This is a genomic window from Pseudomonas sp. MS01C9, from assembly GCF_058202755.1.
In genome coordinates this window covers 4999375-5025674 of the sequence record NZ_CM177073.1, presented here as the reverse complement: position 1 = coordinate 5025674, position 26300 = coordinate 4999375, and the positions used below count along the sequence as shown (strand labels likewise).

Here is a 26300-nt window from a genome sequence, read left to right as displayed (position 1 = left end):
AAGTCCTGCTTCCCATTTCCCAGTAAACTCTGCTTCTTTTAGCCGCCCCTCTCTTCACCGCGGCCATCACCTGTTTTCTGGAGTTTGCCTTGCGTCTGTTCCACACCTCCGATTGGCACCTGGGGCAAAACCTGCACGGCCAGGAACGCGATTTCGAACACGCGTGTTTCCTTGAATGGCTGCTGCGCCAGCTGGCCTGCGACAAACCCGACGTGCTGCTGATCGCCGGCGACATCTTCGACACCGTGAATCCGCCGGTCAAAGCCCAGGAACGGCTGTACGACTTCATCGTCAGTGCCCATGAGCAAAATGCCAACCTGACCATCGTGATGATCGCCGGCAACCATGATTCCGGCTCGCGGATCGAGTTGCCCGCGCCCTTGATGCGGCGGCTGCGTACCCATGCCCTGGGCCGGGTGCTGTGGCTGGACGATGGACAGCTGGACGTCGAGCGCCTGCTGCTGCCCCTGCCCGACGCCAAGGGCAAGATCAAGGCGTGGTGCCTGGCCCTGCCCTTCCTGCGGCCTGCGGAAGTGACCGGCGCGCAGCTGGGGGACGACTACCTGCGGGGCATTGGCCAGGTCCATGAATGGCTGATCGCGGCCGCCAACGCCAAGCGCAAGAAAGGCCAGGCGCTGATTGCCGTCAGCCATGCGCACATGGCCGGCGGTTCGGTGTCCGAAGACTCGGAACGCAGCCTGATCATCGGCAACGCCGAAGCCCTGCCCGCCAGCCTGTTCGGTCCCAGCATCAGCTACGTCGCCCTCGGCCATCTGCACAAGCCCCAGAAGGTCAATGGCGAAGAGCGCATCCGCTACAGCGGCTCGCCGATCCCGCTGTCGTTTTCCGAGATCGGCTACTCGCATCAGATCCTCGACATCACCCTGGATGGCGAAACCCTGGTCAAGGTCGAGCCGAGGCTGATCCCCCGCGCCGTCAACCTGCAACGCCTGGGCCCGGCTCCCCTGGCCGAGATCCTGGTACAGCTCAAGGACCTGCCTGACATCGACCTGTTGGCCGACATCCAGCGCCAGCCCTGGCTGGAGGTGCGGGTACGTCTCGACGAACCGCAGCCGGACCTGCGCCAGCAGGTGGAAACCGCGCTGCAAGGCAAGGCCGTGCGACTGGTGCGGATCGCCGCCGAGTACGCCGGCAGCGCAGGAGCCGGGCGTATCGACGACACGGCGCTGATCGAGCTGGATCAACTCAGCCCCCAGGAACTGTTCAGCCGCGCCTGGCAGGACACCTACGGCAACGAAGTGGATGAACAGACCCTCGAGGATTTTGCCCTGCTGTTGCAAGACGTGCAGACGCAGGAGGAGCAAGCATGAAGATCCTCGCGATCCGCCTGAAGAACCTCGCCTCCCTGGCCGGGCCCTTCGACATCGACTTCACCGCCGAACCCCTGGCCAGCGCCGGCCTGTTCGCCATCACCGGTCCCACGGGCGCCGGCAAGAGTACCCTGCTCGACGCCCTGTGCCTGGCGCTGTTCGGTACCGTGCCGCGCCTCAGCCACACCGGCCGCGATGCCAAGGTGCCGGACGCCGACGGTGAAGTCGCCACCGGCGATCCGCGCACGCTGTTGCGTCGCGGCACCGGCGACGGCTATGCCGAAGTGGATTTTCGCGGCATCGACGGGCGTCGCTACCGCGCCCGCTGGGAAGCCAACCGCGCCCGGGAAAAAGCCGGCGGCAAACTGCAAGCCAGTCGCCAGAGCCTGCGGGACCTGGACAACGATCAACTGCTGGCGAGCCAGAAAGGCGAATACAAGACCCAGCTCGAAGCGGCCCTGGGCCTGAACTTCGAACAGTTTACCCGCGCCGTGTTGCTGGCCCAGAGCGAGTTCAGTGCGTTCCTCAAGGCCGATGACAACGAACGCAGCGAGCTGCTGGAAAAGCTCACCGACACTGCGCTCTATACCCGCCTCGGCCGTCGTGCCTTCGACAAGGCCAAGCAGGCCAAGGAATCCCACAGGCAGCTGCAGGACCAGGCCAGCGGCGTCACCCCCCTGGCGCCGCAGGCCCGGGCCGAGCTGGATGAGCGTTTCAACCTGGCCCAGCAGCAGCTCAGGCTCCAGCAGGCGCAACTCAAGCAACTGGAGCAGCAACACACCTGGCTCAAGGACCTGCACCAGTTGCAGGACGAACACGCCAGCGCCGCCGAACAGCTGCAACAGGCCCAGGCCGAATGGACCGCCCTGGCCGACGAACGCCTGAAGCTCACCCGCCTGGAACACCTGGCGCCCCAGCGGCATCAGTTTGTCCGTCAGGCCGAACTGACTCGACAACTGGCGCCCCTGGCGACACAGATCCAGCGACTCAGCGAGCGACAGATCGAGCTGAACGAACAACGGGCGGAACTGGAAAAAGGCCTGGAGGCGGCGCAACTGGCGCTGGTCGCGGCTCGACAGCAGAGCACCGACAACACACTGTCGTTGCGCCAGGCGTTCGATGAACAGAGCACCCTTGCCCGTCTCGCCACCGAGGTCAATCAGGCTGCCGAACGCCAGCAACACGCCCAGCAGGCCTGCATCGAAGGCCAGCGCACCATCGAGACCCTGCAACAACAGCAACGGCAGGTAGCCGAACGCCTGCAGCGCATCGCCATCGAGCTGGAGCAGAGCGGCCACCTTGCGCCTCTCAGCGACGCCTGGAATGCCTATCGCGATCGCCTTCAGCAACTGATGCTGATCGGCAATCGCTTGAACCAGGGCCAGGCCGAACTCGCCACCCTGGAACACAGCGCCGCCCGTGCCGCCGAGGACCTGGCGGCACGTCGGCAGGATCTGGAAGTGCTCTACAAGGAAGCCGGCGCCGAGCCCGAAGCGGTGGCCGAACAGGTCCAGTTGCTCGGCACCCTGCTGCAGGACAATCGCAAGCAACAGCGTGCCTTCGAGGAGCTGACGCGCCTGTGGGCGCTCCAGCAAGACCTGGACAAACGCGCAGCCGAACTGGAACAACGCCAGCAGCAGGCGTTGCAGGAGCGTGACCGGTTGGTGCGCGAAGGCAGCGAAGCCAAGGCCGAGCTGGGGGTGGCCGAGCAGACCCTGACTGTCACCCGCCAACTGCTGGAGCGCCAGCGCCTGGCCCGAAGCGAGAGCGTCGAGCAATTGCGCGCGCAACTCCAGGACGACCAGCCCTGCCCGGTATGTGGCAGCGTCGAGCATCCTTATCATCAGCCCGAAGCCCTGCTGCAAAGCCTCGGGCGCCACGACGAAAGCGAAGAAGCCAACGCCCGCCAGGCCGTCGAGCGGCTCAATGAGAAAGTCATCGACCTGCGGACCCGCTACAGCGGCGTCATCGCCCAGCTCAAGGAACTCAGGCAGCAGCATGAACAGCTGGCCGACCAGCAACAGGCGCTGAACCCCACCCTGCAAGCCCATCCACTGGCCACGCAACTGTCGGCCCAGGACGCCCCCCGGCGCGACGCCTGGCTCGCCCAGCAGAACAGCCAGCTGAACCTGCGCATCACCCAGGACGAAGAACGCCAGGCCGCCCTGCTGACCCTGCAACAGGACGCCACGCGCCTGGCTCAACACCTGCGAGCCGCCGAAACCGCCAGCCAGCAGGCCACGCAGCACCTGGAGCACCAGCGACAGGAGCTGACCCGTGATCGCCAGCGCCTGGATGAGGAACTGAGCCACTTCAGCGCGTTGTTGCCCGCCGACACCCTGCAAGCCCTGCGCACCGAGCCCGCCGCGACGTTCATGCAGCTCGACCAGCAGATCGCCCGGCGCCTGGAGCAGTTGGAACAGCAGCGCGACGAACTGGGCGAACAGCTCCAGCGCCAGCAGGCCCTGGAGAAGGAACAGGACCGTCAGCAGACCCGGGCCCAGCAGCTGGAAGCGGCACAGCAACAACTCCAGGCCCTGACCGGACAGCAGCAGGCCTGCCAGCAGGCACTCAAGCAATTGCTGGGGGAACACGCCAGCGCCGAGCAGTGGCAACAAAGGCTCGAGCAGGCCCTGGAGCAGGCTCGTAGCGCCGAGGCGGCGGCCAGTCAGCAGCTGCATGAACGGCGCAACGAACTGGTGCAACTGGCCGCCGAGCTCAAGGCCCGGCAGGAACAGACCCAGGCCCTGGACGCAGAACTTCAGTCGCTGGCCGCTGGCATCGGCCAATGGCGCGCCTCCCATCCGGAACTGGACGACGCAGCCCTGCAGGCCCTGCTCGAACTGGACGAACAACATGTCGGCCCGTTACGCCAGCGATTGCTCCATGGCGAGAAGGCCGTCGAACAGGCCCGGGTACGGCTGGCCGAACGCGAGCAGCGCCTGCACAACCATCAGGCCCAGCACAACGGCAATCCATCGCCCGAGGCCCTGAGCGACGCCCTCGCCGAGCTGCAGACGCAGTTGGCCGCCAGCGAGCAGCAATGCGCCGAGCTACGCGCCGAACAGGCGCAGGACCAGCGCCGGCAGGACGCCAACCAGGCCCTCGCCCTGCAGATCGACCAGGCCTATGCCGAATATCAGCGCTGGGCGCGCCTGGATGCCCTGATCGGCTCGGCCACCGGCGACCGCTTCCGCAAACTGGCCCAGGCCTACAACCTGGACCTGCTGGTGCACCACGCCAATGTCCAACTGCGGCAACTGGCACGCCGCTACCGGCTCAAGCGCGGCGGCAGCATGCTCGGGCTGCTGGTGCTGGATACGGAAATGGGCGATGAACTGCGCTCGGTGCATTCCTTGTCCGGTGGTGAAACTTTCCTGGTCTCACTGGCGTTGGCACTGGGGCTGGCCTCCATGGCCTCCAGCACGCTGAGAATCGAGTCACTGTTCATCGATGAAGGGTTTGGCAGCCTCGATCCAGAATCCCTGCAGTTGGCGATGGATGCGCTGGACGGCCTGCAAGCCCAGGGCCGCAAGGTCGCGGTGATCTCCCATGTGCAGGAAATGCACGAGCGGATCCCGGTGCAGATCCAGGTTCGCCGCCAGGGCAACGGCTTAAGCACCGTGGAGGTAAAATGAGCCGTCCCACGCTCTATTCGTTTCGACGCTGCCCTTATGCGATGCGAGCGCGCATGGCCTTGCGCTATAGCGCTGTCGAACTGGACATCGTCGAGGTCAGCCTGAAGGCCAAGCCGGCCGAGATGCTCGCCCTTTCCAGCAAAGGCACGGTGCCGGTGCTGCAGGTCGATGGCCGGGTGATCGATGAAAGCCTGGAGATCATGAGCTGGGCCCTGGCCCGGCACGACCCGCAAGATTGGAGGCTACGGGACGATGCCGACGGCCAGGGGTTGACCGCGGCGTTGATCGAGGAAAACGACCAAGTGTTCAAGCTGCACTTGAATCGCTACAAATACCCCGAACGCTACCCCGAATACCCGAAGGAGTATTACCGCAGCGAAGGTGAAGACTTTCTGCGCCGCCTGGAGGCACTGCTTGCAACCCGGCCCTTCCTGGCGGCGCAGCACCAGAGCCTGGCGGACGTGGCAGTGTTGCCCTTCGTGCGCCAGTTCGCCCATGTGGATCGCCAATGGTTCGCCCAGGCGCCCTACCCGAACCTGCAGCGCTGGTTGCAGCGGCTGCTCGATTCCGAGCTGTTCGTGGCCATCATGGCCAAGTAGCCAACTGCCCTCACATCACCCCTGTGGCGAGGGGATTTATCCCCGCTCGGTTGCGCAGCGACCGCAAAAGGGGACCGCTTCGCGCTCCAGCGGGGGTAAATCCCCTCGCCACAAAGGCAACCAGCCCCTGCCCTGTCAGTCGTGCAGGAAACTCAGTAGTCGCTCCCGAGCGGCTTCCAGCTCGCCGGGGACCGGTTGGGCCGCGGAAACAATCGGGGTGGAATAGAGGAAAAGCAGCATTACTGCCAGACGCATTGCCATGGTGTCGATCCTTGTCCGCTAAGGAGTCAATTTGTCAGCGTCAAATTTAAACACATGGCCATATGATATTACAGCGGGAATTTCGCAAACGAATGAAGCCTGCGATCTTTTCTCTTCCTCAAAGATGAAAAGATCGCAGGCGTCAGGGGTGATGCGGTATTTCAGTGTTGGCTCTTGTGGTCCAGTGCGGCGTAGAAATTGGCGCTCTGTTGCAGGTATTTCTCGGTGTAGGTCTGGGTGCGATTCGTCTTGTTGCTGATCTCGACGCTGGCGCTGGCAGGCAGTGCCACGGTGGCAGAGATGGCGGAAGCGGCGATCACGGAGAAAAGATTCAGGTTCATGGCGGTATCCTCGGATTCAGTTGGCTGACTTGCCCGGTTGGGCCGTGAAGCAAACTTACGCGCCGAGGCGTCTGGTCTTGAAATGCTTTGCAACACTAACCGATATCAATCGTCTTGATACAACGGCGCAGCCCCCGGAACACGGGGGCTGCGGTCTATTGACGCAGCATGAATTTCAAATCGCTCGGTGCATCCATCGCCACCTTCTGCACGGTTTTACCCAGCAGGCCGGTCTTTGGATCACGCTCCAGCACCACGATCTGGTTGCTCTTTTGATTGGCGACCAGCAGGAATCTACCGCTCGGGTCGAGGCTGAACTCCCGTGGATGGTCGCCTTCCACGGAGCGCCGCTGCAGCTCCTTGAGCGTGCCGGCCGCCGGGTCGATGGCGAACACCAGCAGCTCGTTGGTGGTGCCGCGATTGCTGACGTACAGGAACTTGCCGTCCCTGGATGCATGCAGCGCCGCGGCGGCCTTCGCTGGCTGAGGCTTGCCGGCGGCCAGGTCCACCAGTTGACGCTGGGTCAGGCGCCCGTCCTGGTAGTCGAACACGGCCACTTGCGCGGACATTTCCATCGTCAGCCAGGCGTGCTTGCCATCACCGCTGAACAGCAGATGACGCGGCCCGCTGCCGGGCGGCAGCTGCACGAACGCCGGGTCGGCGGCAGTCAGGGGCAACTCGGGGTTGGCCTTGGGGTCGTAGCGGTAGACGAACACCTTGTCCGCCCCCAAGTCATTGGCGAACACATACTTGCCGTCAGGCGAAGACACCGCCGCGTGCACATGGGCCGACATCTGCCGCTCGGGGTTGACCCGGCTCGGCTGATGGCTGCTCAACTGCACGACGGGCGACAGCTTGCCGTCCGCCCCCACCGGCAATACCGCCAGGCTGCCGCCCGGATCTTCCACCACCGAATAATTGCTGACCAGCAGGTGCCGGCCATCGCCGCTGAGGCTGGAATGGGTCGGCTCGTTGCCCAGGGACTGCACCTGGTTGATCAGGCTCAGCGCATGGCTGTCCGGGTCGATGGCGTAGCTGCTGACCTTGCCCACCGGATCCTTCTGGCCCGGCCCGTTTTCGTTGACCACGAACAGGCGGGTCATGTCGGCCGAAAGGGTCAGCCAGGAAGGGTTGTCTGTCTTGACCACCTGCAGGGGCTTGGCATCGAGCTGGCCGGTGCGGCTGTCGAACTGCAACCGATAGATGCCCTGGCTCTGGCCCGCGGTGTAGGAACCCACCAGCAACGAGTGGCGCTCATCGGTACTCGCCTGGACGCCCATGGCGCCAACACTGCTAGCCATCAGCAATGGCCAGAGACTACGCATCTTCATATTCGTCATCCTCGTCGTCGTGGCCGCTGGTGGCTTGCACGCACTCCAGATGGTGATCGCCCGAGTCGCTGCTGATGATCCAGTGCTTCGAGGCGTGATCGAAGGTCGCGGCCCGCATTTGCGTCGCGGTGAAACGCCAATGCTCGAGCGTGCGACCGTTCATGCACTCGACGTGCAGCTGGTCCTGCTCATCGAGGAAAAAATCGAACGCGTGCAGCCCATCGATGATCAGCATGTCGCATTTATCGAGGGCTTGCAGCAGGGGGGCGGTTACGGCAGTCATGGTGATCAGTCGGTCGTTGGGAAAGCAGCCATGATAACCCAATGTGTCAGTGGACCTTGGGCCATCACTTCAAAAGCAATGTCGACCGGACAATGGCCCGCGCGAGCAAGCTCGCTCCCACACTGGATCTTTTGTGAACACAGGATGTGTATTCACTGGAATCCTGATGGTGGGAGCGAGCTAGCTCGCGATGGCAGCCGTCCATCAAACCTCAATGCAACTGCCCCATCGCACTCCTCAGAGCGCCTCGCGCCCCGGCACGCCATCCACCAGCCGCAGGATCCCCAGCGGGTTGGCATTCTTCAGCGGCTCCGGCAACAGGCTGTCAGGGTAGTTCTGGAAGCACACCGGGCGCAGGAAACGATCGATCGCCAAGGTGCCCACCGAGGTACCCCGGGCATCGGACGTCGCCGGGTAAGGCCCGCCGTGGACCATCGAATCACACACCTCGACACCGGTCGGATAACCATTGAGCAAGATGCGACCGACCTTCTGTTCCAGCAACGGCGTCAATTCGCTGAACCGTTCGAAATCCGCCGGCTCGCCGATCATCGTGGCGGTCAGTTGACCGTGCAGGCCGTTCAGCGCAGCGCTGAGCTGCGCCTGGTCGGCCACTTCGACGAACACGGTGGTGGGCCCGAACACTTCTTCCTGCAACGCCTCGTCACCGTCGATCAACAGGCGGGCATCCGCCTTGAACAACTGCGGCTGGGCCTGGTTGCCCTGCTGTTCACGCCCGGCCAGGTGTTCGATGCCCGGATGAGCCAGCAACTTCTGCAAGCCTTTGCCATAGCTCTGCAAGGTGCCGGCATTGAGCATGAATTGCGGCGCCTGGTCGCCGATCAAGGCGGCCACCTGCTGGGTGAACGCCGTGAATTGCGGCGAGCGGATACCGATCACCAGGCCGGGATTGGTGCAGAACTGACCGCAGCCCATCACCACCGAGGCGGTCAGGTCGCGGGCGATGCTCTCGGCGCGGCTTTCAAGGGCCTGTGGCAGGACGATCACCGGGTTGATGCTCGACATCTCGGCGAACACCGGTATCGGCTGGGGCCGCGCGGCCGCCATGTCGCACAGGGCACGCCCGCCCCTGAGGGAACCGGTGAAGCCCACGGCCTGGATCGCCGGGTGCTTGACCAACCACTCACCGACACCACCACCGTAGATCATGTTGAACACACCGGCCGGCATCGCGGTTTTTTCCGCCGCGCGGATGATTGCATCGGCCACGTGCTCAGCCGTCGCCATGTGACCACTGTGGGCCTTGAACACCACCGGGCAACCCGCAGCCAGGGCCGACGCGGTATCACCACCGGCCGTGGAAAATGCCAGGGGAAAGTTGCTGGCGCCGAACACCGCCACCGGCCCCAGGCCGATGCGGTACTGACGCAGGTCCGGACGTGGCAACGGCGTGCGTTCAGGCAAGGCGCGGTCGATACGCGCACCGTAGAAATCGCCGCGGCGCAGGACCTTGGCGAACAGGCGCATCTGGCCGCTGGTGCGACCGCGCTCGCCCTGGATCCGCGCCGCCGGCAACGCGGTTTCACGGCAGACCACGGCCACGAACTCATCGCCCAGGGCATCCAGTTCATCGGCGATGGCTTCCAGGAACTCGGCCCGGCGCACCGCGCTCAGGCTGCGATAGGCCGGATAAGCCGCAGCCGCGGCCTTGGCGGCGGCGTCGACTTCTTCTGCCGTGGCCTGGATGAAGTCATGGGGCAACGCCTCGCCGGTGCTGGCGTCGACGCTTTGCAGGCGAGTCTGGCCGGCCGCGCTACGCGCACCGCCGATGTAGTTGTGGCCAAGGATCTGGTTCATCGCAAGTCTCCTTTCAAAGTGTGCCGATAGTACCCGGGTTGAACACCGCGTCCACCGGGGCGATCCCGTTGACCAGCGGCGCGCCGAACTCAGCCTGGCTGATTTCGAACACATCCCCCGGCTGGGTGCGGATGCCGTCGGCGAACGACAGGGTCGCGGTGCCGAAGAAATGTACGTGCACGTCCCCCGGGCGAAGGAACTGACTGTACTTGAAGTGATGGAACTCCAGGTTTTCGAGGCTGTGGCACATGTTGGCCTCGCCGCTGAGGAATTCGTTCTGCCACAGCACTTCGCCGTTGCGCAGGATACGACTGGTCCCGGACAGATGTTGAGGCAGTTCTCCCAGACGAAGTTCCGGGCCAAAACTGCAACTGCGCAATTTCGAGTGGGCCAGGTACAGGTAATTCTTGCGCTCCATGACGTGGTCGGAGAACTCGTTGCCCACGGCGAAGCCCAGGCGATAAGGCTTGCCGTCGTGGCCGATGACATACAGCCCGCTGATTTCCGGCTCTTCGCCGGCGTCTTCAGCGAACGGTGGCAGCGGGAACGGGTGGCCCGGACGGACCACGATGCTGCCGTCGCCCTTGTAGAACCATTCCGGTTGCACGCCGGCCTGGCCCGCGGCGGGCTTGCCCCCCTCCACGCCCCACTTGAAGATGCGCATGGTGTCGGTCATGGCTGATTCGTCGCCGGCCTGCTGATGCATCTTGTCCCGCGCCGAGGCGCTGCCCAGGTGGGTCAGGCCGGTCCCGCTGACCAGCAGGTGCGCCGGATCCGGATGATCCAGCGGCGGCAGGATGCGCAGCTCAGCGAGCAATTGCGCGTAGTCATGGCTGGCGCCCAGGCCCAGGCTGTCCACCTGCCGCTCGAGCTTCACACCCGCCTCGATGGCCGCCAAGGCCAGGTCGCGCACCGTGCTGGCGCCCTGCACTTCCCGCACCCGGTCGCCCTCGACCACACCGACACGGCGTTCGCCATTACTCAATTCGAACTGAACTAAACGCATATCTTTTCTCCTTGTAAGCAAAACTTGAATTCGGTGCAGTCCCCCTGTGGGAGCGAGCGGGCTCGCTCCCACAGTCAAGTGCAGTGGTCTAGGTACGCGTCGCCCCCCGGGCGCTGGCCGCGAACTGATCGGCCGGCAGTACATGCTTGCGCTCCAGCAACCGATACACCACGCCGGTCAACACCAGGCCAAACACCATCACGCAGGACAGGAAGTACAGCCCCGATGCCAGGTTGCCGGTGTATTGCTTCAGCGCGCCGATCACGAACGGCCCGATATAGCCTCCCAGGTTGCCCACCGAGTTGATCAGCGCGATGCCCGCTGCCGCACTGGCGCCGGCAAAGAAACGCCCCGGCAGGGTCCAGAACACCGCCGTGCAGGAGAACAGCGCGAACGCCACCAGGCACAGCGCCGCCAGTTGCAGCACCGGCACCGACAGCCAGGCACTGAGGAACAGGCCGAGGGCCCCCAGCACATAAAGCACGGCCAGATGACCGTAACGATCGTTCAGGCGATCAGAACTGCGGGGGATGATCAGCAAGCCGACGATGCCGAAGATGTATGGCACCGATGACACGAAACCGGTCACCAGGTCGCTGCCGCCAAACTGCTTGATCAGGGTCGGCAGCCACAGGCCCAGGCCGTAGATGCTCAGGGTCACCGGCAGGTAGAACAACGCCAGCAGCAGGACACGCTTATCCTTCAAGGCGTGCAGCGGGTTGCCGTGACGGGTCTGGCCATACTCCTGCAAGTCCTTCTTCAGCTCGCCGGTCAGCCAGTCCTTTTCGGCCTGGTCCATCCATTTCACTTGTTGCGGGCCATCAGGCAGGTAGCGCAGCACCGGCCAGGTCAGCAGCACCGCCGGCAGGCCGATGACGATGAACAACCACTGCCAGCCGTGCAGGCCGAGGATGCCATCCATGCCCAGCAAACCACCGGATACAGGACCGGTGATCATCATCGCGATGGGCTGGGAAAGAATGAACAGGCCCAGGATCTTGCCGCGATGGCGCACCGGGAACCACTGGGTGATGTAGTACAGCACGCCGGGGAAGAAACCGGCTTCGGCCGCTCCCAGCAGGAAGCGCATCACATAGAAGCTGTAGGGGCCCTGCACGAAGGCCATGCCGATGGTGATGGCGCCCCAGGTGATCATGATCCGGGCGAACCAGCGCCGGGCACCGAAGCGTTCCAGCATCAGGTTGCTGGGGATTTCCAGCAGGAAATAGCCGATGAAGAACAACCCCGCCCCCAGACCATAGGCCGCGTCGCCGATGCCGATGTCGGCGCCCATGTGCAGCTTGGCGAAGCCCACCGCAGAGCGGTCCACGTAGGCGATCAGGTACAGCAGGATCAGGAAGGGAATCAGTTTCAGCGTGATGCGGCGGATAAGCCGCAGTTCCTGGCTCATGGGTCCGGTCTCCGATTGTTGTTGTTATGGAACCTCGGGGGATTTCTCTCGCGCATGGCGCCAGGACGATCCCTCCGTTGAATTGGACTATATAGTAATACTATTTACCCAACAACACTTCCAAACCTGACAAATTGAGCATATGTTACGCTCAAGCTGGAACAATATAGTCATACAATAAGAGAATCGATCATGTCTGATAAGAAACCCTCCCTGCGCTCGGCCCAATGGTTTGGCACCGCCGACAAGAACGGCTTCATGTACCGCAGCTGGATGAAAAATCAGGGCATCGCCGACCATCAGTTCCACGGCAAGCCGATCATCGGCATCTGCAATACCTGGTCGGAGCTGACGCCGTGCAACGCGCACTTCCGGCAGATCGCCGACCACGTCAAGCGCGGCGTGATCGAGGCCGGGGGCTTCCCGGTGGAATTCCCGGTGTTCTCCAACGGTGAATCGAACCTGCGCCCCACCGCCATGCTGACCCGCAACCTGGCGAGCATGGACGTGGAAGAGGCGATTCGCGGCAACCCGATCGACGGCGTGGTGCTGCTCACCGGTTGCGACAAGACCACCCCGGCCTTGCTGATGGGGGCCGCCAGCTGTGACGTACCGGCCATCGTCGTCACCGGCGGGCCGATGCTCAATGGCAAGCACAAGGGCCAGGACATCGGTTCGGGCACCGTGGTCTGGCAATTGAGCGAGCAGGTCAAGGCCGGCACCATCACCCTCGACGACTTCCTTGCGGCCGAGGGCGGCATGTCCCGCTCGGCCGGCACCTGCAACACCATGGGCACCGCCTCGACCATGGCCTGCATGGCCGAGGCCCTCGGCACCTCCCTGCCCCACAACGCCGCGATTCCGGCCGTGGATGCACGGCGCTATGTGCTGGCCCATATGTCCGGCATGCGTGCCGTGGAAATGGTCCGCGAAGACCTCAGGCTCTCGAAGATCCTGACCAAGGAAGCGTTCGAGAACGCCATCCGGGTCAACGCCGCCATTGGCGGTTCCACCAACGCGGTGATCCACCTCAAGGCCATCGCCGGGCGCATCGGCGTGCAACTGGACCTGGACGACTGGACTCGCATCGGTCGCGGCATGCCCACCATCGTCGACCTGCAACCCTCCGGACGCTTCCTGATGGAAGAGTTCTACTACGCCGGCGGCCTGCCGGCGGTGCTGCGCCGTCTCGGCGAGGCCAACCTGATTCCCAACCCGGACGCCCTGACAGTCAATGGCAAGAGCATCGGCGAGAACACCAAGGACGCGCCGATCTACGGCCAGGATGAAGTCATCCGCACCCTGGACAACCCGATCCGCGCCGACGGCGGCATCTGCGTGCTGCGCGGCAACCTGGCGCCACTGGGCGCGGTGCTCAAGCCTTCCGCGGCGACCCCCGAACTGATGCAGCATCGCGGCCGCGCGGTGGTGTTCGAGAACTTCGATGAATACAAGGCCCGGATCAATGACCCGGAACTGGACGTGGATGCCGATTCGATCCTGGTGATGAAGAACTGCGGGCCCAAGGGTTATCCGGGCATGGCCGAAGTGGGCAACATGGGCTTGCCGGCCAAACTGCTGGCCCAGGGCGTGACCGACATGGTGCGCATTTCCGACGCGCGCATGAGCGGCACCGCCTACGGCACCGTGGTGCTGCACGTGGCACCGGAAGCCGCGGCCGGCGGGCCATTGGCGGCGGTGAAGGAAGGTGACTGGATCGAACTCGATTGCGCCAGCGGCCGTCTGCACCTGGACATCCCGGACGCCGAACTCGCCGCCCGCCTGGCCGACATCGCCCCACCGCAGCAATTGCTGGTAGGCGGCTACCGCCAGCTGTACATCGACCACGTGTTGCAGGCCGACCAGGGTTGTGACTTCGACTTCCTGGTGGGTTGCCGCGGCGCCGAAGTACCACGCCACTCCCACTGACCCCTGCCATACCCCTGTGGGAGCGAGCAAGCTCGCTCCCACAGTAGGCCGGCGTCAGCATTGAAGGCACTAGCGACCCGCCATCGCCGCGCCTGCTATCATGCGCAGCATCTCTTCGTACAGGAACGCATCGCGTCCCATGGATTACCGTAAACCCTCCGACCGCAAAAGCATGCACGCCCGCATCGTCCAGGAACTGGGGATGCAGATCGTCTCCGGGCGCTTCAAGCCCGACGACAAATTGCCCGCCGAAGCGCTGCTCTGCGAAGAATATGCCGTCAGCCGTCCGGTCCTGCGCGAAGCCACCCGTGTGCTGGTCGCCAAGGGCCTGGTGTATTCGCGTCCCCGTGTCGGCACGGTGGTCAAGCCGCGCCGGGAATGGCACATGCTTGACCCCGATGTGCTGCATTGGCTGATGAAGAGCAGTCCGCAGAATGAATTCTTCAACGTGCTGACCAGCGTGCGCAGCATCATCGAACCGGCCGCTGCGGCCCTGGCCGCGCAGTTCGCCACGCAGGCCGATATTGCCGCGATCCGCGAGGCCTACCAGCGCATGGAAGCGGCGCCGACGCCCGAAGCCATGCTGCAACCGGACCTGGACTTTCACAGCCTGATCGCCGACGCCACCCACAACGACCTGCTGGCCAACCTGTGCAACATGTTGTCGGTGGCCATCGCCGAAGCGCTCAAGCACTCCAACCAACGGCCCAACCTGCATGAACTGGCGATGCCACGGCACAAGGCGATCCTCACCGCCATCGAGAACCGCGACGCCCTCGGCGCACGCCATGCCACCCTGGTGCAACTGGACGATGCCCGCAGCGCGCTGAACGTGGTGCTGGGCACCGATCCGGCCTGATATCTCCCGCCAGGCCCATCGGGGCCTGGCATAAACGTCATCCTTCCCGGTGGTATCTATATACCGCCCGCACGGGCACCAGAGGTCGATACTTTTCCAGGCGTCATTCCAACGACCCCATGAAAAGGACTTCCCATGACCCTGCCCTCACCGGCCACCACCCCTTCTGCGCTTGCGCAAAGCGTCAGCCTGCAATTTGCCAGTCGCCCCACCTTCGAGCAGTTCGCACAACGCATGCTCAAGCAAGCCATCCAGGAAAAATACCCCACGCTGGCCTTCGATCTTTCCAAGACCCGGCTGGCAACACCCGATACGGCCTCCCGCGGCTACCTGCTTGAACCCTTCATGCCCCGCGTCCTCGATTACCTGGCGCTTGGCACCCCCATTGAGTTCAAGGATCTCAAGGGGCGTCGCAGTTTCCTGTCCGACGCACCACCGCGGCTCCTTGCGCCAGACGATGGCAAGCTGGACATGAAGGTCATCGAAAAGCTGCTGCTCGAACTGCCCTGGCGTGTGCCGATCGGGCTGGAGGATGCGTTGACGCGTTACTGGAACGCCAACATCGACAGCAGCCCGCAGGTTGACAGGCAGGACGGCACCAGCCGCTGGCAGTGGCTCAGTGATGTGCTCAAGAACCTGCTGCACATCCGCAGCCTGCAGCAGCAAGACCTTGGCGGGCAAGCTCGGCAAGCCCTCGACCAGGTTGTCCGATGGCCGGACCGTGAACAACGCCTGCGGCACCATGCAAAGGCTGCCGTCCATGCCTACAGCCTGGAGACCCGGCTCACTCGGGACGGCTCCCACAGCGTATTGACCAGCAGCGAGGTCCTGCTGATCCACTGCGTGAAGAACGCGACGGTCTTGCTGCTTTGCAGTGCTGGAGGCGCTCTCCAGGCCTTCGACTCCCTGGAGGCTTTTACGCGTCATTGGGGCACCGTGATTGCCAGCCGCTACGTCGTGGACACCGTGACCTGCCAGCGCAACGAGATCGGTGGCAACGTTTTCGAAACCCAGTCGGCCATGATCCTGGAACAACAGCTGGCCGACCTGGACGCCGTGCAACTGCCCTCGCGCATTGGCCTGCCCGACCTCAAGACGCTCTATAACGAGCTGAGCGACCCCGCCCGCTACCTGCTCGACGCCCCGCGCCCGATGCCCGAAACGTCGGCATGGATCGCCCCCCTGATTCCGGACTGGCTGAAACAGGCGTCGGTCCTCGACAGGACGAAAATCCAGCAATACAGCCTGGCATTGGCCAGTGCCAAGAAACGCAACCAGGGGCGCACCTTTCTCAGCGACATCCAGGACATCAAGGCCTTCGCCGCCGATGCCCTGCTCGGCGCCTTGCAAAAGGCCAACGACCGCAGCCCGGCCAAGGCCCAGGCCAGCCAATACCAGCCCGACGATGTGCGACTGACTTTCAGCGCAGCGGCGGGTTATCCGGGAACCATCGGCATCGTCGAAAAACGAACCATCAGCCTGACCGAACTGGCGATCGCCAATCTCGTCGCCCGGCCCGGCGTGGACCCGGTCCTCAGCCATCGTAAGGGCCTGGCATTGCCGGTATGGCTGACAGCCGATTTCATCACCCGCAAGGGCGGGCTGATCGAACAGGTGGACATCGGCACGACCTACCCGCGCTACTTGCAGCAAAAGCTGCTGGACGATGTGTCACAAGCCCACGAGCGTCAGCGGATATTCGCCGAACAGATCCCCGCCCAACTGCCCCTGGATGCCCTCAAGCAGATCCTCAACCACGAAAACGGCATGACCCGCCAAGGCCTGGCCCTGCTCGAAGCCCTGCTCAACCCCGAGGCCGATGAGCAACGAGTCAGCGGCGCTCCCGTGGTCATCCGCCACCTGGCCTTCCTGCGCAAGCCTGAAGCCCATCCCGATACCGTGGCGAACATGTTCATCATCGAGCCGGAAGACATCGCCACTGGCCCGCATGTGCTGTATCGCCCCCTTTATACGCCGTCGCTGCTGCAATACCCGACGCGACAGGCATTGCTGCAGGCCATCGTCGAGCCCGGTGACCTGCACCAGAGCGTACTGACCTGGATGTCCGACGCCGCTCGCGTGATCTATGCCAACGGCGGTTTCCAGGAACCCCATATCGTGCGTTTCTACCAGGGCGATGAGTTCAGCCTTCCCCAGAAGCCGGCGCCGGCGACCCTGGCGGTCGACAGCGTCAACGACGAGCTGCGGCAGTTCCTGCGCAACGGCGAACTGATGCAGTATCTCTACGGCAGCAATGCGCGGGCCCTGGTCACCCAGGCGGACCGGGACTCGGTTTCCAACAGCGAAAGCCGCTGGGCCGTTCTGCTGCACGGTGGCAGCCTGCTGTTCAACACCTTGCTGTTGCCCCTGTTGCGCGGCCCGGCCATGGCCACCGCCTGGCTATGGAACCTGATGGCCAGCGCCAACCAGGACATCCCGGCCCTGGCCAGCGAAGACTCGGTGACGCGGGAGCTCGCCGCCGTCGACCTGCTGCTCAACCTCGGCATGCTGCTCGTCCAGTTCCCCTCCATCAGTGCGTCCCCTCGCCCCCCCTTGCCCGAGGCGCTCAAGGAACAGGCGATGCGTCCTCCGGCGCCGCGCATCGTCCCGGAGCAATGGCCCGCCCCCGCACCGCCGAGCATCCATGAGGGCCCCGTGGCCTTGCCAGGGGAACGCTTGGGAAACAGCGGCGCGAACCTTGACCTGAGTTTCGCCAGCGCGAGCCGTCGCTTGACGACCGGGCAGCTCGCCCGCCTGCAACGTTTTCAGGTAAGCCAACCGGCGTCCCTGCCAGAGCCGACAAAATATGGCCCCTACACGGGCCTGTACGTCATCCGCAACACCTGGCACGCCCTGGTGGATGGAAAAATGTATCAGGTGACCCCTGAATCGGACGGCAGCGCGATCATCGTCAACCCCCTGGCCCCACGGGATCCGGCCCAGAATGGCCCAGTGTTGCAATCCGATACCCGCGGCAACTGGTCCATCGACCTGCGCCTGCGCCTGCGTGGGGGCATGCCGCCCAAGCGCCTGGCGAAACTGCGGGACATCAAGGCCCAACGCGCGGCCGAGCTGAGTGAGCTGCTGAAGAGTTATTACAAGGACGAGGCCGATCGGCAACGCGCCCTGGACACCGCCCAGGAAGTCATGACGAGGGCCCAGGAAGGCAACTTTACCGAGGCGCAACGCGCGGACAAGCGGGCGCGGTTCTACAAGCTCCTTGAGGAGCAGACTGACACCTATCTGAAGCTGCTGGACAACGTCACCGAATATGCCAGCCACGATATGCAATTGCCCTCCGGCATCATTCGGGCGTTGATGGAGAACGTGGTCAACAACGCCCGCAAGGGCTTCCTGATCAACGAGTTCGAGCTGACGGCGCTGGATGCCGCCTATGGCCAATTCACGCACGATTATTCGACCCTGCAAGCGAATGTCGCTGGCAACCTTCTCGACTATTTCAACTACCTTGACGCCTTGAGTGACATTAACGATCGCTCGATCTATTGGCTGGAACTCAGGGATCGCTATCTGGAAGCGCTGTTGAACCAGGGTGCCGCCGGCGCGCAAGTGTTCGAACGCCTGACCCAGGACCGTCCATTGGGTGAACGAACGGCATTGGCCACCAAGGCCCTGCAACTGCCTACGCTGGCGGCACTGATATTCAAGGATCCCGACTCCAATCTTCCCGAGAACCTGCACAGCGTCACCCAGCTGTTGATGGAACAGGCGCGCTCCCAGTCCGACCTGAGCACCTACGAGCTGACCCCATCGGAACAGATCGAGGTCCTGGAAAGCCTGGTCGAACACTATGGCGCGGCACTCGATGCCATGCAGGGTATGAAAGCCCTCAATGTCGCTGACATGGACACGTCCTATTTCGGCAGGCTGTTCAGGCTGGTCGAGGGCCTTTATGAAGAGGCGTCCACGAAGCTGGCCGCCGAAATCAAGCCCGAGCCGCAGCCCCGCAGGCGCCCGCCGAAACGCAGCAGGACAGCTGCCGGACGTCCGCAGAAAAAGGTGATCAAGACGCGCAAGAGCGGCGTGTTGATCGGTGACTTGAAGCCGGCCGGCACATCACTGCCGATCGAGGTCGTCGAGCTGCGCTCTGAAGTCGACGACAGGTTGCTCGCCACCTACTCGCGACACGACGACATCTGGGACATCGTCGAAGTCCAACGACCGACCCCGGCACCCCGCACACGCTCGGTCAAAGCGATCAAGGCCGATGCACGAAAACTGCTCGGGCAACTGGACAACAGTCTGGCGAACGCCGAGCGCTATAAAACCCAGTGCCGCTTCCCTCAGGAAATCGAAGAAATCCTGAGCAATGAGGCAAGTCGCTACCGCAAGCTGGCCGAAGAACTCGAACGAGCCTTCACCGCCTCGAAAACCCCGCGCACCGCAGCCGATCAGACACTGACCGGGCAACTGTCAGACGCCGTTTCGCGCCTGACCACCCGGGGCAGCGATCTGCGCACCGAATTGAGCCTGAAACTGCCGCCCACCGACAGCAACCTTCGCTACCTGTTCGAGAAAGACCTGGTGCAAGTCGCAAGGCTCGGCGAACGCAAAGCCTTGAAAGGCGAGCGCAAGGATTTTCTCCAGGAATACGCCATCAATGACCGGGACGGCTGGCCCCTCTGGTATGCGCACTTTCATTACGAAACGGCGGAAACGCCAAAAGCTGACTTCAGCGTGGCGCATCTGAAAACCAAGGAGCAGCGCAAGGAGCATTACCATTCAATGCTGGCCAAGGCGAAAAGCCCTTACGCGGTGGTGAATGTGCATCGAGGACAGATCGGCAGGCCGCTGGCGCAGAGCAGGTTCTTGCCGTTGGCGCCTTGATTACCTGAGACGGCGGTGACCGCGGCGAGGGGATTTATCCCCTCGCCACGGATTCACTCCAGGGCCTTTGAGTGGATCAAGGTTGCACCTTTGCCGTTTCAACTTTCGGTCAGTGGGCAAACAGCGAGTTGCCCTTCTGCCCCGCCAGCTTCTCCGGCTTGATCAGGAAACGCGCCAGCGCCGGCAGCAGCCACAGCGCACCGAACATGTTCCACAGCAGCATGAACGTCAGCATCAACCCCATGTCGGCCTGGAACTTGATGGCCGAGAAGATCCAGGTGCAGACACCGATGGCCAGGCACAGGCCGGTGAACAGCACCGCCTTGCCTGTGGATTTCAGCGTCTGGTAGTAGGCCTCCTGCAGCGGCAGACCGGCCCGCAAGAAACTCTCCAGGCGGCTGTAGATGTAGATGCCGTAGTCGACGCCGATCCCCACGCCCAACGCCACCACCGGCAGGGTCGCGACTTTCACGCCGATGCCCATGAACGCCATCAGGGCGTTGCCCAGCACCGACGTCAGCACCAGCGGCAGCACGATGCACAGCGTCGCCGCCCAGGAGCGGAAGGTGATCATGCACATGGTCGCCACGCAGATGTACACCAGGATCAGGATGGTCAGTTCCGATTCCTTGATCACTTCGTTGGTGGCCGCCTCGATGCCGGCGTTACCGGCGGCCAGGATGAATTCCAGGCCCTCGCGGTTGTTTTCCTTGGCAAAGTCCTGCACCGCCTTCACCGCACGGTCCAGGGTCTCGGCCTTGTGGTCATTGAGGAATACCAGCACCGGCGCCAGGGAACAGCTGTTGTTGTACAAGCCATCGGCCCGGGCGATGGAGTTGTTCAGCACGTCAGGGTTGCGCGACAGGGTTTCCCATTTCAGGTTGCCCTCGTTCATGCCCTTGATCATCTGCTTGGACACGGTCACCAAAGAAATGGCCGACTGCACGCCCTCGGTGTTCTGCATCTTCCACATCAGTTCATCGATGGGGGCCATGGCCTCGTAGCGCGAGCAGCCTTCGGTCTTGGTCTTGACCATCACCACCAGCACATCGGAGCTGGTGGAATAGTTGCTGATGATGAAGTTGTTGTCCTGGTTGTAACGCGAGTCCGGGCGCAATTCCGGTGCCCCCTGGTCCAGGTCGCCGATCTTCAGGTTCTGGCTGTACCAGAGGCCACCGCCAAAGGCGAGCACGGCCAGGGCAATGGACACCGGCGCGACCTTGGCGCTGGCGAAGCTCGACAGCAACCGCCAGAACGGATGTTCGCGAGTCGCATCTTTCTTGCTGCGCTCGATGGCACGCTTGCTGATTCCCACGTAGGAAATCGCCACCGGCAACAGGATCAGGTTGGTGAACACGATCACCGCCACACCGATGGACGCACCGATGGCCAGTTCGCGGATCACACCGATGTCGATGATCAACAGGGTGATGAAGCCCACGGCGTCCGCCAGGATCGCGATCATTCCCGGCAGGAACAATTGCCGGAAGGTCCGCCGCGCCGCGGTCAGGGCGTTGTCCGCCTCACTGGACTGCAAGGCGATGCCGTTGATTTTCTGCACGCCATGGGAAATACCGATGGCGAAGATCAGGAACGGCACCAGCATCGAGTAGGGGTCCAGACCGAAACCGGCCGCATGCATCAGGCCCAGCTGCCAGACCACCGCCACCAGGGTCGTGCTCAGTACAGCGATGGTGCTGCGCATGCAATGGGTGAACCAGTACAGCAGGACCAGCGTGATGACGAACGCCACGCCGAAGAACATCACCACCATGATCAGGCCATCGATCAGGTCGCCGACTTTCTTGGCGAAGCCCACGATATGGATCTGTACGTTGGGATTCTGGGCTTCGAACTTGTTGCGGATCTTGTCTTCAAGCTCGTGGGAAAACTTCTGGTAGTCCAGGGACAGCAGCTTGCCCTGGTCCTGAGGGTCCGGGTAGGACTCCAGCAGCGGGATATCGATGATGCTCGACTTGAAGTCGTTGGCCACCAGGCGCCCTACCTGGCCGGACTTGAGCACGTTGTTGCGCAGCAGCTCCAGGCTGTCGGCCGAGCCGTCGTAGCTCTGGGGAATCACCTCGCCACCGGCAAAGCCCTCCTCCGTCACTTCGGTCCAGCGCACGCTCGGGCTCCACAACGACTTGAGCCCGGAACGGTCGACGCCGGAAATGTAGAAGACTTCGTCGTGGATCTGGCGCAGGGTCTCCATGTATTCCTTGGAGAAGATGTCGCCATTGGTGGCTTCCACGGAAATCCGTACCGTGTTGCCCAGGTTCGCCAGGTCGTTGCGATGTTCGAGCATCCTCTCGATGAAGGGATGCTCCAGGGGAATCATCTTCTCGAAGCTGGTGGACGGCCGGATCAGCGTGGCCTGCCAGAACAGGAAGAGGCTGACCAGCAGGCAAATGACGATCACTGCCGGGCGGTTGTTGAAAATCAGGCGCTCGAGGAAGGTCGCCTTGTCTTGGTGATGACTGCTCATGGGGTCCGCCTTGTTGTTATTGTGCCCGACTCATGCCCGCGGTTCATTTGCCCGGTTCGGCGCCGGTGGGGGTGGTGGCGCGTACGCCCCCTTGCCCTGCCAGGATCAGGTTGCCATTGCCCGCCGCCGCTACGGCCGCCACGGAAATCCGATCGGGCCGATTGAAGACGCTGAAGGTCACGCCGTCATCGGTGCTGCGTATCACGCTGCCGCCGTTGCCGACGATCACGATGGAGCCGTCCGGCAGCAAGGTCGCCCCTGACAGGCCGAACTCCAGCTCGCCGCGAGCGGCCTTGAGCTCCACCTGCTCCCAGCTGCCGCCGAAATCGGTGGAACGATAGAGGTTGCCGCGCAGGCCGTAGGCCAGCAATGTCGAAGGCTGGGCAGTGCCGATGACACCGAACAACGAACCTTCGTACGGGCCTTCGAGCTTCTCCCAGGTCTGGCCCCAGTCGGCGGAGCGGAACATGGCGCCGGCCTCGCCGACGATGAACAGGCCGGCGTCTTTCACGGCGGCGATGGCATTGAGGTGAAACTGGTCTTCGTTGTCGAGGCGGTCGCTGGCATCTTCCCAGTGCTTGCCGCCGTCGGTGGTCTCCAACAGCGCGCCGTAGGCCCCTACGGCAAAGCCGTTGGTGGCGTCCTTGAACCAGACATCCAGCAGTGGCGCCTCGCGGTTGAGGTCCTCGAATTGCTTGGTCCAGGTGGTGCCGCCGTCTTCGCTGGCAAGGATCTGCGCGTCGTGCCCCACGGCCCAGCCGCGCTTGTCGTCGACGAAAAACACGGCAGTGAGCAATTGGCGGGTCGGAACCTTGGCCTGGGTCCAGGATTTGCCCTGGTCGTCGGAGTAGACGATGTGCCCACGGTCACCGACCGCCACCAGGCGCTGGCCGGCGTGGACCACATCGAGCATCAGGGTTTTGCTGGCCTTGGCCGATTCGACGGAATAGATGACATCGGTTGTCGAGGCCGCAACGGCCAACGCCGGTGCCGACAACACCGCAGAGCCCAGCAGCGAGAGCGCCGAGGCCAGCAACGCAACACTGCGCAGCACCGTCGGACGTGCACGGCTCACTGCCATGACAGGCTCACTCATAGACCTTTCCCCCATTATTATTGTTAGGTCATTCAACCTTTCAGGGCGCCGTAAGCGGGCTCTGTGCTGTTGCAGTCCTGGAGCATAGTCCTGAAACCTGCAATCTAGAGCCACTTCGGAAGCTGACCTATCCTATCGGGCTTTCGAAAGGTCTGACAATCGACGCCGCGTTATCTTTTGTTAACCAGAAGGCTGGGCGTGGGGACTGAATGGTGGGGTATTCGGTGGGGTGATAGCGAGGGGGCCTGGTGGTGACGGCTGACGTTATCGCGAGCAAGCTCGCTCCCACAGAGGATCCATACTGACCACGGAATAAGTGTCCGCTGGAGCGCTACTGTGGGAGCGGGCCTGCTCGCGATGGGAACACCGCGGTCCGCCAGGCAGACCGCGGCATCAACGTCACGCCAGGCTCTTGCTCACCACTTCGAAGACATCGGCCGACAGCCCGCCGGACGCCAGAATGCGCTCAAGTTCGCCCTTCATCAGTGTCTGGCGGGCACTGTCGTATTTGCGCCAGCGGGTCAACGGTGCCAGTTGCCGCGAGGCGATCTGCGGGTTGAAGCCGTTTAGCTGGATCACCAGGTCCGCCAGGAAGCGGTAGCCCGAGCCATCGGCGGCGTGGAAGTTGATCAGGTTCTGCCCGGCGAACGCACCGACCAGGGCCCGCACCTTGTTCGGGTTCTTGATGTTGAACGCCGGATGCGCCATCAACGCCTTGACCCGCGCCAGGCCGCCCGGCAAGGGGCTGCCGGCCTGGACGCTGAACCACTGGTCCATCACCAGCGGGTTGCCCTTGAAGTTTTCCGCGAACACTTCAAGGGCCTTGGCCTTCTCGGTCTCGTACGGCGAGTTGACCAGCACCGCCAGCGCCGTGAGGCGTTCGGTCATGTTGTCGGCCGTGTCGAACTGGTCCAGGGTGGCGCTGAGCACTTCGGGCTTGTCGGTGAGCATCAGGTACGACAGCGCGATGTTCTGCAACGCGCGGCGGGCGAAATGCTCGGCCTCGGCCACGTACGGCGTGCGCTTCGACAGGTCGCGGTTGGCCTCATAGCGCAGCCACAGGGCTTCGAACAGGCTCTCGGCCAGTTGCTGGCGGGCGAATTCGCGCGCGGCATGGATGGCTTCCACGTCGGCCACTTCGCTGATTTCCGTCAGATAGGCCTCGCTTGGCAGCGAGAGCATTTCCGCGACCATGGCCTGGTCCAGGGATTCGTCCGACAGCACCGTGCGCAGGGCACTGACCAGACGTGGGTCCAGCGCCAGGCGCTCGCCCTTCTGGTGTTGGGCGATCAGCTCCTGCAATACCTGCACCGACAGTTGCTGGCCGGCATCCCAGCGATTGAAGCCGTCGCTGTCGTGCTGCATCAGGAACATCAACTGGTCGCGATCGTACGGGAAGCTCAGCTTCACCGGCGCCGAGAAGCCCCGCAGCAGCGATGGCAGGGGTTTTTCCGCGATGTCGACGAAGGTGAAAGTCTGTTCGGCCTCGGTCACCGAGATCACCCGGGACGTACCGCCCGCGGCGGCCTCCCCGGCCAGGCGCAGAGGCATTTCGGCGCCCTTGCTGTCCAGCAGGCCGAGCTCCACGGGAATCACGAATGGCCGTTTTTCCTGCTTGTCCGGGGTGGGTGGGCAGCTCTGGCTGAAGGTCAGGCTGTAGGTCCTGGCCGTGGCGTCGTAGGACTCACTCACCGCCAGGCGTGGGGTACCGGCCTGGCTGTACCAGCGCTTGAACTGGGTCAGGTCGACGCCGTTGGCATCTTCCATGGCCTTGATGAAGTCATCGCAGGTCACGGCCTGGCCGTCGTGGCGTTCGAAGTACAGGTCGCTGCCCTTGCGAAAGCCCTCCGGCCCCAGCAGGGTGTGGATCATGCCGACCACTTCCGAGCCCTTTTCATACACGGTCAGGGTGTAGAAGTTGGAAATCTCGATGAAGCTGTCCGGGCGCACCGGGTGGGCCATGGGGCCGGCGTCTTCGGCGAACTGGTGGGTACGCAGGTAAGCCACGTCCTGGATACGCTTGACGGTGGCCGAGTTCATGTCGGCGGAGAACCCGGCATCGCGGAACACCGTGAAACCTTCCTTGAGCGACAGCTGGAACCAGTCGCGGCAGGTCACGCGGTTGCCCGACCAGTTGTGGAAGTATTCGTGGGCCACGATGGCTTCCACCCGCTGGTGCGCAGCGTCGGTGGCGGTTTCGGCGCGGGCCAGCACGGCGCTGGAGTTGAAGATGTTGAGGCCCTTGTTCTCCATGGCGCCCATGTTGAAGTCGTTGACCGCGACAATCATGAAGATGTCCAGGTCGTATTCACGCCCGTACACCTCTTCGTCCCAGCGCATGGATTTCTTCAGACTGGTCATGGCGTGCTGGCATTTGTCGATGTTTTCCGGCTCGACATAGATGCGCAAGGCCACCGTGCGCTCGGTCATGGTGGTGAAGGTGTCTTCGACGCACCACAGGTCCCCGGCCACCAGGGCGAACAGGTAGGCGGGTTTCTTGAACGGATCTTCCCAGGTCGCCCAGTGCCGGCCGTCCTCCCCCGGACCGCTGGCAATCGGGTTGCCGTTGGACAACAACACCGGATAGCTGTGCTGCTCGGCCACCACGGTGGTGGTGAACTTGCTCATCACGTCGGGGCGGTCGAGGTAATAGGTGATCTTGCGGAAACCCTCGGCCTCGCACTGGGTGCAGAACATGCTGCCGGACTTGTACAGGCCTTCCAGGGCGGTGTTGGTTTCCGGATGGATGCGCACGCTGGTGTCCACCGTGAACGCCTGGGCCTTGGGCTGCAGGGTCAGGTGGCTGTCGTCCAGGTGATAGTCGCCCGGGCCCAGGTCGCTGTCGTCGAGCTTGACCGACAGCAGTTCGAGCTGTTGGCCGTCCAGCACCAGCGGCGGCAAGCCGGCGCCCCGCTCGGGGTTGCGGCGCATGACCAGTTGCGCATGGACCAGGCTGTGGTCCTCGAACAACTCGAAGGTCAGGTGTGTCTCGTCGATCAGGTACTCGGGCGCCTGATAGTCCTTGAGGTAGATCATCTTCGGTTGTTCGGTGCGCATGGGTCGA

The 26300-nt window shown here is 63.3% G+C and carries 16 protein-coding genes; 6 read left to right on the top strand and 10 right to left on the bottom strand.

Going from position 1 to position 26300, the window contains the following annotated elements:
• The first annotated feature begins 89 nt into the window (after positions 1-89).
• Genes AC1M7R_RS22840 through AC1M7R_RS22830 form a run of 3 tightly spaced genes read left to right on the top strand, consistent with a single transcriptional unit; the run spans position 90 to position 5568 of the window.
• Positions 90-1331: an exonuclease SbcCD subunit D C-terminal domain-containing protein gene (locus AC1M7R_RS22840; protein ID WP_490609938.1), complete on the top strand. Its 1242-nt coding sequence runs from the start codon at positions 90-92 to the stop codon at positions 1329-1331.
• Positions 1328-4969: an AAA family ATPase gene (locus tag AC1M7R_RS22835; protein WP_490609937.1), complete on the top strand. Its 3642-nt coding sequence runs from the start codon at positions 1328-1330 to the stop codon at positions 4967-4969. Before AC1M7R_RS22840 ends, AC1M7R_RS22835 begins: the two co-directional genes overlap by 4 nt.
• Positions 4966-5568, top strand: a complete 603-nt coding sequence (locus AC1M7R_RS22830) for a glutathione S-transferase (protein WP_490609936.1) — start codon at positions 4966-4968, stop codon at positions 5566-5568. The genes AC1M7R_RS22835 and AC1M7R_RS22830 overlap by 4 nt, the downstream gene beginning before the upstream one ends.
• Positions 5569-5703: 135 nt before the next feature.
• Here the strand turns inward: AC1M7R_RS22830 and AC1M7R_RS22825 are convergent, their stop codons facing one another.
• The 7 genes from AC1M7R_RS22825 to AC1M7R_RS22795 all read right to left on the bottom strand — a co-directional run bounded on the left by AC1M7R_RS22825 (position 5704) and on the right by AC1M7R_RS22795 (position 12019).
• Positions 5704-5829, bottom strand: a complete 126-nt coding sequence (locus AC1M7R_RS22825) for a hypothetical protein (RefSeq protein ID WP_256327602.1) — start codon at positions 5827-5829, stop codon at positions 5704-5706.
• 161 nt (positions 5830-5990) lie between these two features.
• Positions 5991-6170 (bottom strand): hypothetical protein, encoded by a 180-nt coding sequence (locus tag AC1M7R_RS22820; RefSeq protein ID WP_072459544.1) that lies wholly within the window; start codon positions 6168-6170, stop codon positions 5991-5993.
• Positions 6171-6325: 155 nt separating this feature from the next.
• Positions 6326-7501, bottom strand: a complete 1176-nt coding sequence (locus AC1M7R_RS22815) for a lactonase family protein (protein ID WP_072398914.1) — start codon at positions 7499-7501, stop codon at positions 6326-6328.
• Positions 7488-7784 carry a DUF5629 family protein gene (locus AC1M7R_RS22810; RefSeq protein WP_072398948.1) on the bottom strand — a complete coding sequence of 99 codons (297 nt, stop codon included), beginning with the start codon at positions 7782-7784 and terminating at the stop codon, positions 7488-7490. Before AC1M7R_RS22810 ends, AC1M7R_RS22815 begins: the two co-directional genes overlap by 14 nt.
• Before the next feature lie 237 nt (positions 7785-8021).
• Positions 8022-9602: an aldehyde dehydrogenase (NADP(+)) gene (locus tag AC1M7R_RS22805; RefSeq protein ID WP_072459543.1), complete on the bottom strand. Its 1581-nt coding sequence runs from the start codon at positions 9600-9602 to the stop codon at positions 8022-8024.
• A 13-nt stretch (positions 9603-9615) separates the two neighbouring features.
• A complete protein-coding gene (gene araD1, locus AC1M7R_RS22800) occupies positions 9616-10608 on the bottom strand; it encodes an AraD1 family protein (protein WP_072398912.1) in 993 nt (330 codons plus the stop codon).
• Between the two features lie 88 nt (positions 10609-10696).
• Positions 10697-12019 carry an MFS transporter gene (locus tag AC1M7R_RS22795; protein WP_072398911.1) on the bottom strand — a complete coding sequence of 441 codons (1323 nt, stop codon included), beginning with the start codon at positions 12017-12019 and terminating at the stop codon, positions 10697-10699.
• Positions 12020-12211: 192 nt separating this feature from the next.
• Here AC1M7R_RS22795 and AC1M7R_RS22790 point away from each other — a divergent pair, with 192 nt between their 5' ends.
• The 3 genes from AC1M7R_RS22790 to AC1M7R_RS22780 all read left to right on the top strand — a co-directional run bounded on the left by AC1M7R_RS22790 (position 12212) and on the right by AC1M7R_RS22780 (position 19655).
• Positions 12212-13948 carry an IlvD/Edd family dehydratase gene (locus AC1M7R_RS22790; protein ID WP_072398910.1) on the top strand — a complete coding sequence of 579 codons (1737 nt, stop codon included), beginning with the start codon at positions 12212-12214 and terminating at the stop codon, positions 13946-13948.
• Positions 13949-14087: 139 nt separating this feature from the next.
• Positions 14088-14807, top strand: a complete 720-nt coding sequence (locus AC1M7R_RS22785) for a FadR/GntR family transcriptional regulator (RefSeq protein WP_072398909.1) — start codon at positions 14088-14090, stop codon at positions 14805-14807.
• A 135-nt stretch (positions 14808-14942) separates the two neighbouring features.
• Positions 14943-19655 carry a dermonecrotic toxin domain-containing protein gene (locus AC1M7R_RS22780; RefSeq protein ID WP_490609935.1) on the top strand — a complete coding sequence of 1571 codons (4713 nt, stop codon included), beginning with the start codon at positions 14943-14945 and terminating at the stop codon, positions 19653-19655.
• 109 nt (positions 19656-19764) lie between these two features.
• On the opposite strand, the gene AC1M7R_RS22775 is transcribed toward AC1M7R_RS22780, so the two are convergent.
• From AC1M7R_RS22775 to pepN, 3 genes are all read right to left on the bottom strand, one after another.
• Positions 19765-22140, bottom strand: a complete 2376-nt coding sequence (locus AC1M7R_RS22775) for an efflux RND transporter permease subunit (protein ID WP_337349279.1) — start codon at positions 22138-22140, stop codon at positions 19765-19767.
• Between the two features lie 43 nt (positions 22141-22183).
• Entirely contained in the window at positions 22184-23236 is a 1053-nt protein-coding gene (locus tag AC1M7R_RS22770; protein WP_072398906.1) for a WD40/YVTN/BNR-like repeat-containing protein, read from the bottom strand.
• A gap of 399 nt (positions 23237-23635) precedes the next feature.
• A complete protein-coding gene (gene pepN, locus AC1M7R_RS22765) occupies positions 23636-26293 on the bottom strand; it encodes an aminopeptidase N (protein WP_490609934.1) in 2658 nt (885 codons plus the stop codon).
• Between the last annotated feature and the right edge of the window lie 7 nt (positions 26294-26300).

Bases quoted from the DNA above. Each gene is read 5' to 3' on its own strand.
- AC1M7R_RS22790 (WP_072398910.1), top strand. From the start codon at position 12,212: ATGTCTGATAAGAAACCCTCCCTGCGCTCGGCCCAATGGTTTGGCACC.
- AC1M7R_RS22775 (WP_337349279.1), bottom strand. From the start codon at position 22,140: ATGAGCAGTCATCACCAAGACAAGGCGACCTTCCTCGAGCGCCTGATT.
- AC1M7R_RS22835 (WP_490609937.1), top strand. From the start codon at position 1,328: ATGAAGATCCTCGCGATCCGCCTGAAGAACCTCGCCTCCCTGGCCGGG.
- AC1M7R_RS22830 (WP_490609936.1), top strand. From the start codon at position 4,966: ATGAGCCGTCCCACGCTCTATTCGTTTCGACGCTGCCCTTATGCGATG.
- AC1M7R_RS22785 (WP_072398909.1), top strand. From the start codon at position 14,088: ATGGATTACCGTAAACCCTCCGACCGCAAAAGCATGCACGCCCGCATC.
- AC1M7R_RS22820 (WP_072459544.1), bottom strand. From the start codon at position 6,170: ATGAACCTGAATCTTTTCTCCGTGATCGCCGCTTCCGCCATCTCTGCC.
- AC1M7R_RS22825 (WP_256327602.1), bottom strand. From the start codon at position 5,829: ATGGCAATGCGTCTGGCAGTAATGCTGCTTTTCCTCTATTCCACCCCG.
- AC1M7R_RS22770 (WP_072398906.1), bottom strand. From the start codon at position 23,236: ATGAGTGAGCCTGTCATGGCAGTGAGCCGTGCACGTCCGACGGTGCTG.
- AC1M7R_RS22780 (WP_490609935.1), top strand. From the start codon at position 14,943: ATGACCCTGCCCTCACCGGCCACCACCCCTTCTGCGCTTGCGCAAAGC.
- araD1 (WP_072398912.1), bottom strand. From the start codon at position 10,608: ATGCGTTTAGTTCAGTTCGAATTGAGTAATGGCGAACGCCGTGTCGGT.
- AC1M7R_RS22815 (WP_072398914.1), bottom strand. From the start codon at position 7,501: ATGAAGATGCGTAGTCTCTGGCCATTGCTGATGGCTAGCAGTGTTGGC.
- AC1M7R_RS22805 (WP_072459543.1), bottom strand. From the start codon at position 9,602: ATGAACCAGATCCTTGGCCACAACTACATCGGCGGTGCGCGTAGCGCG.
- AC1M7R_RS22795 (WP_072398911.1), bottom strand. From the start codon at position 12,019: ATGAGCCAGGAACTGCGGCTTATCCGCCGCATCACGCTGAAACTGATT.
- AC1M7R_RS22810 (WP_072398948.1), bottom strand. From the start codon at position 7,784: ATGACTGCCGTAACCGCCCCCCTGCTGCAAGCCCTCGATAAATGCGAC.
- pepN (WP_490609934.1), bottom strand. From the start codon at position 26,293: ATGCGCACCGAACAACCGAAGATGATCTACCTCAAGGACTATCAGGCG.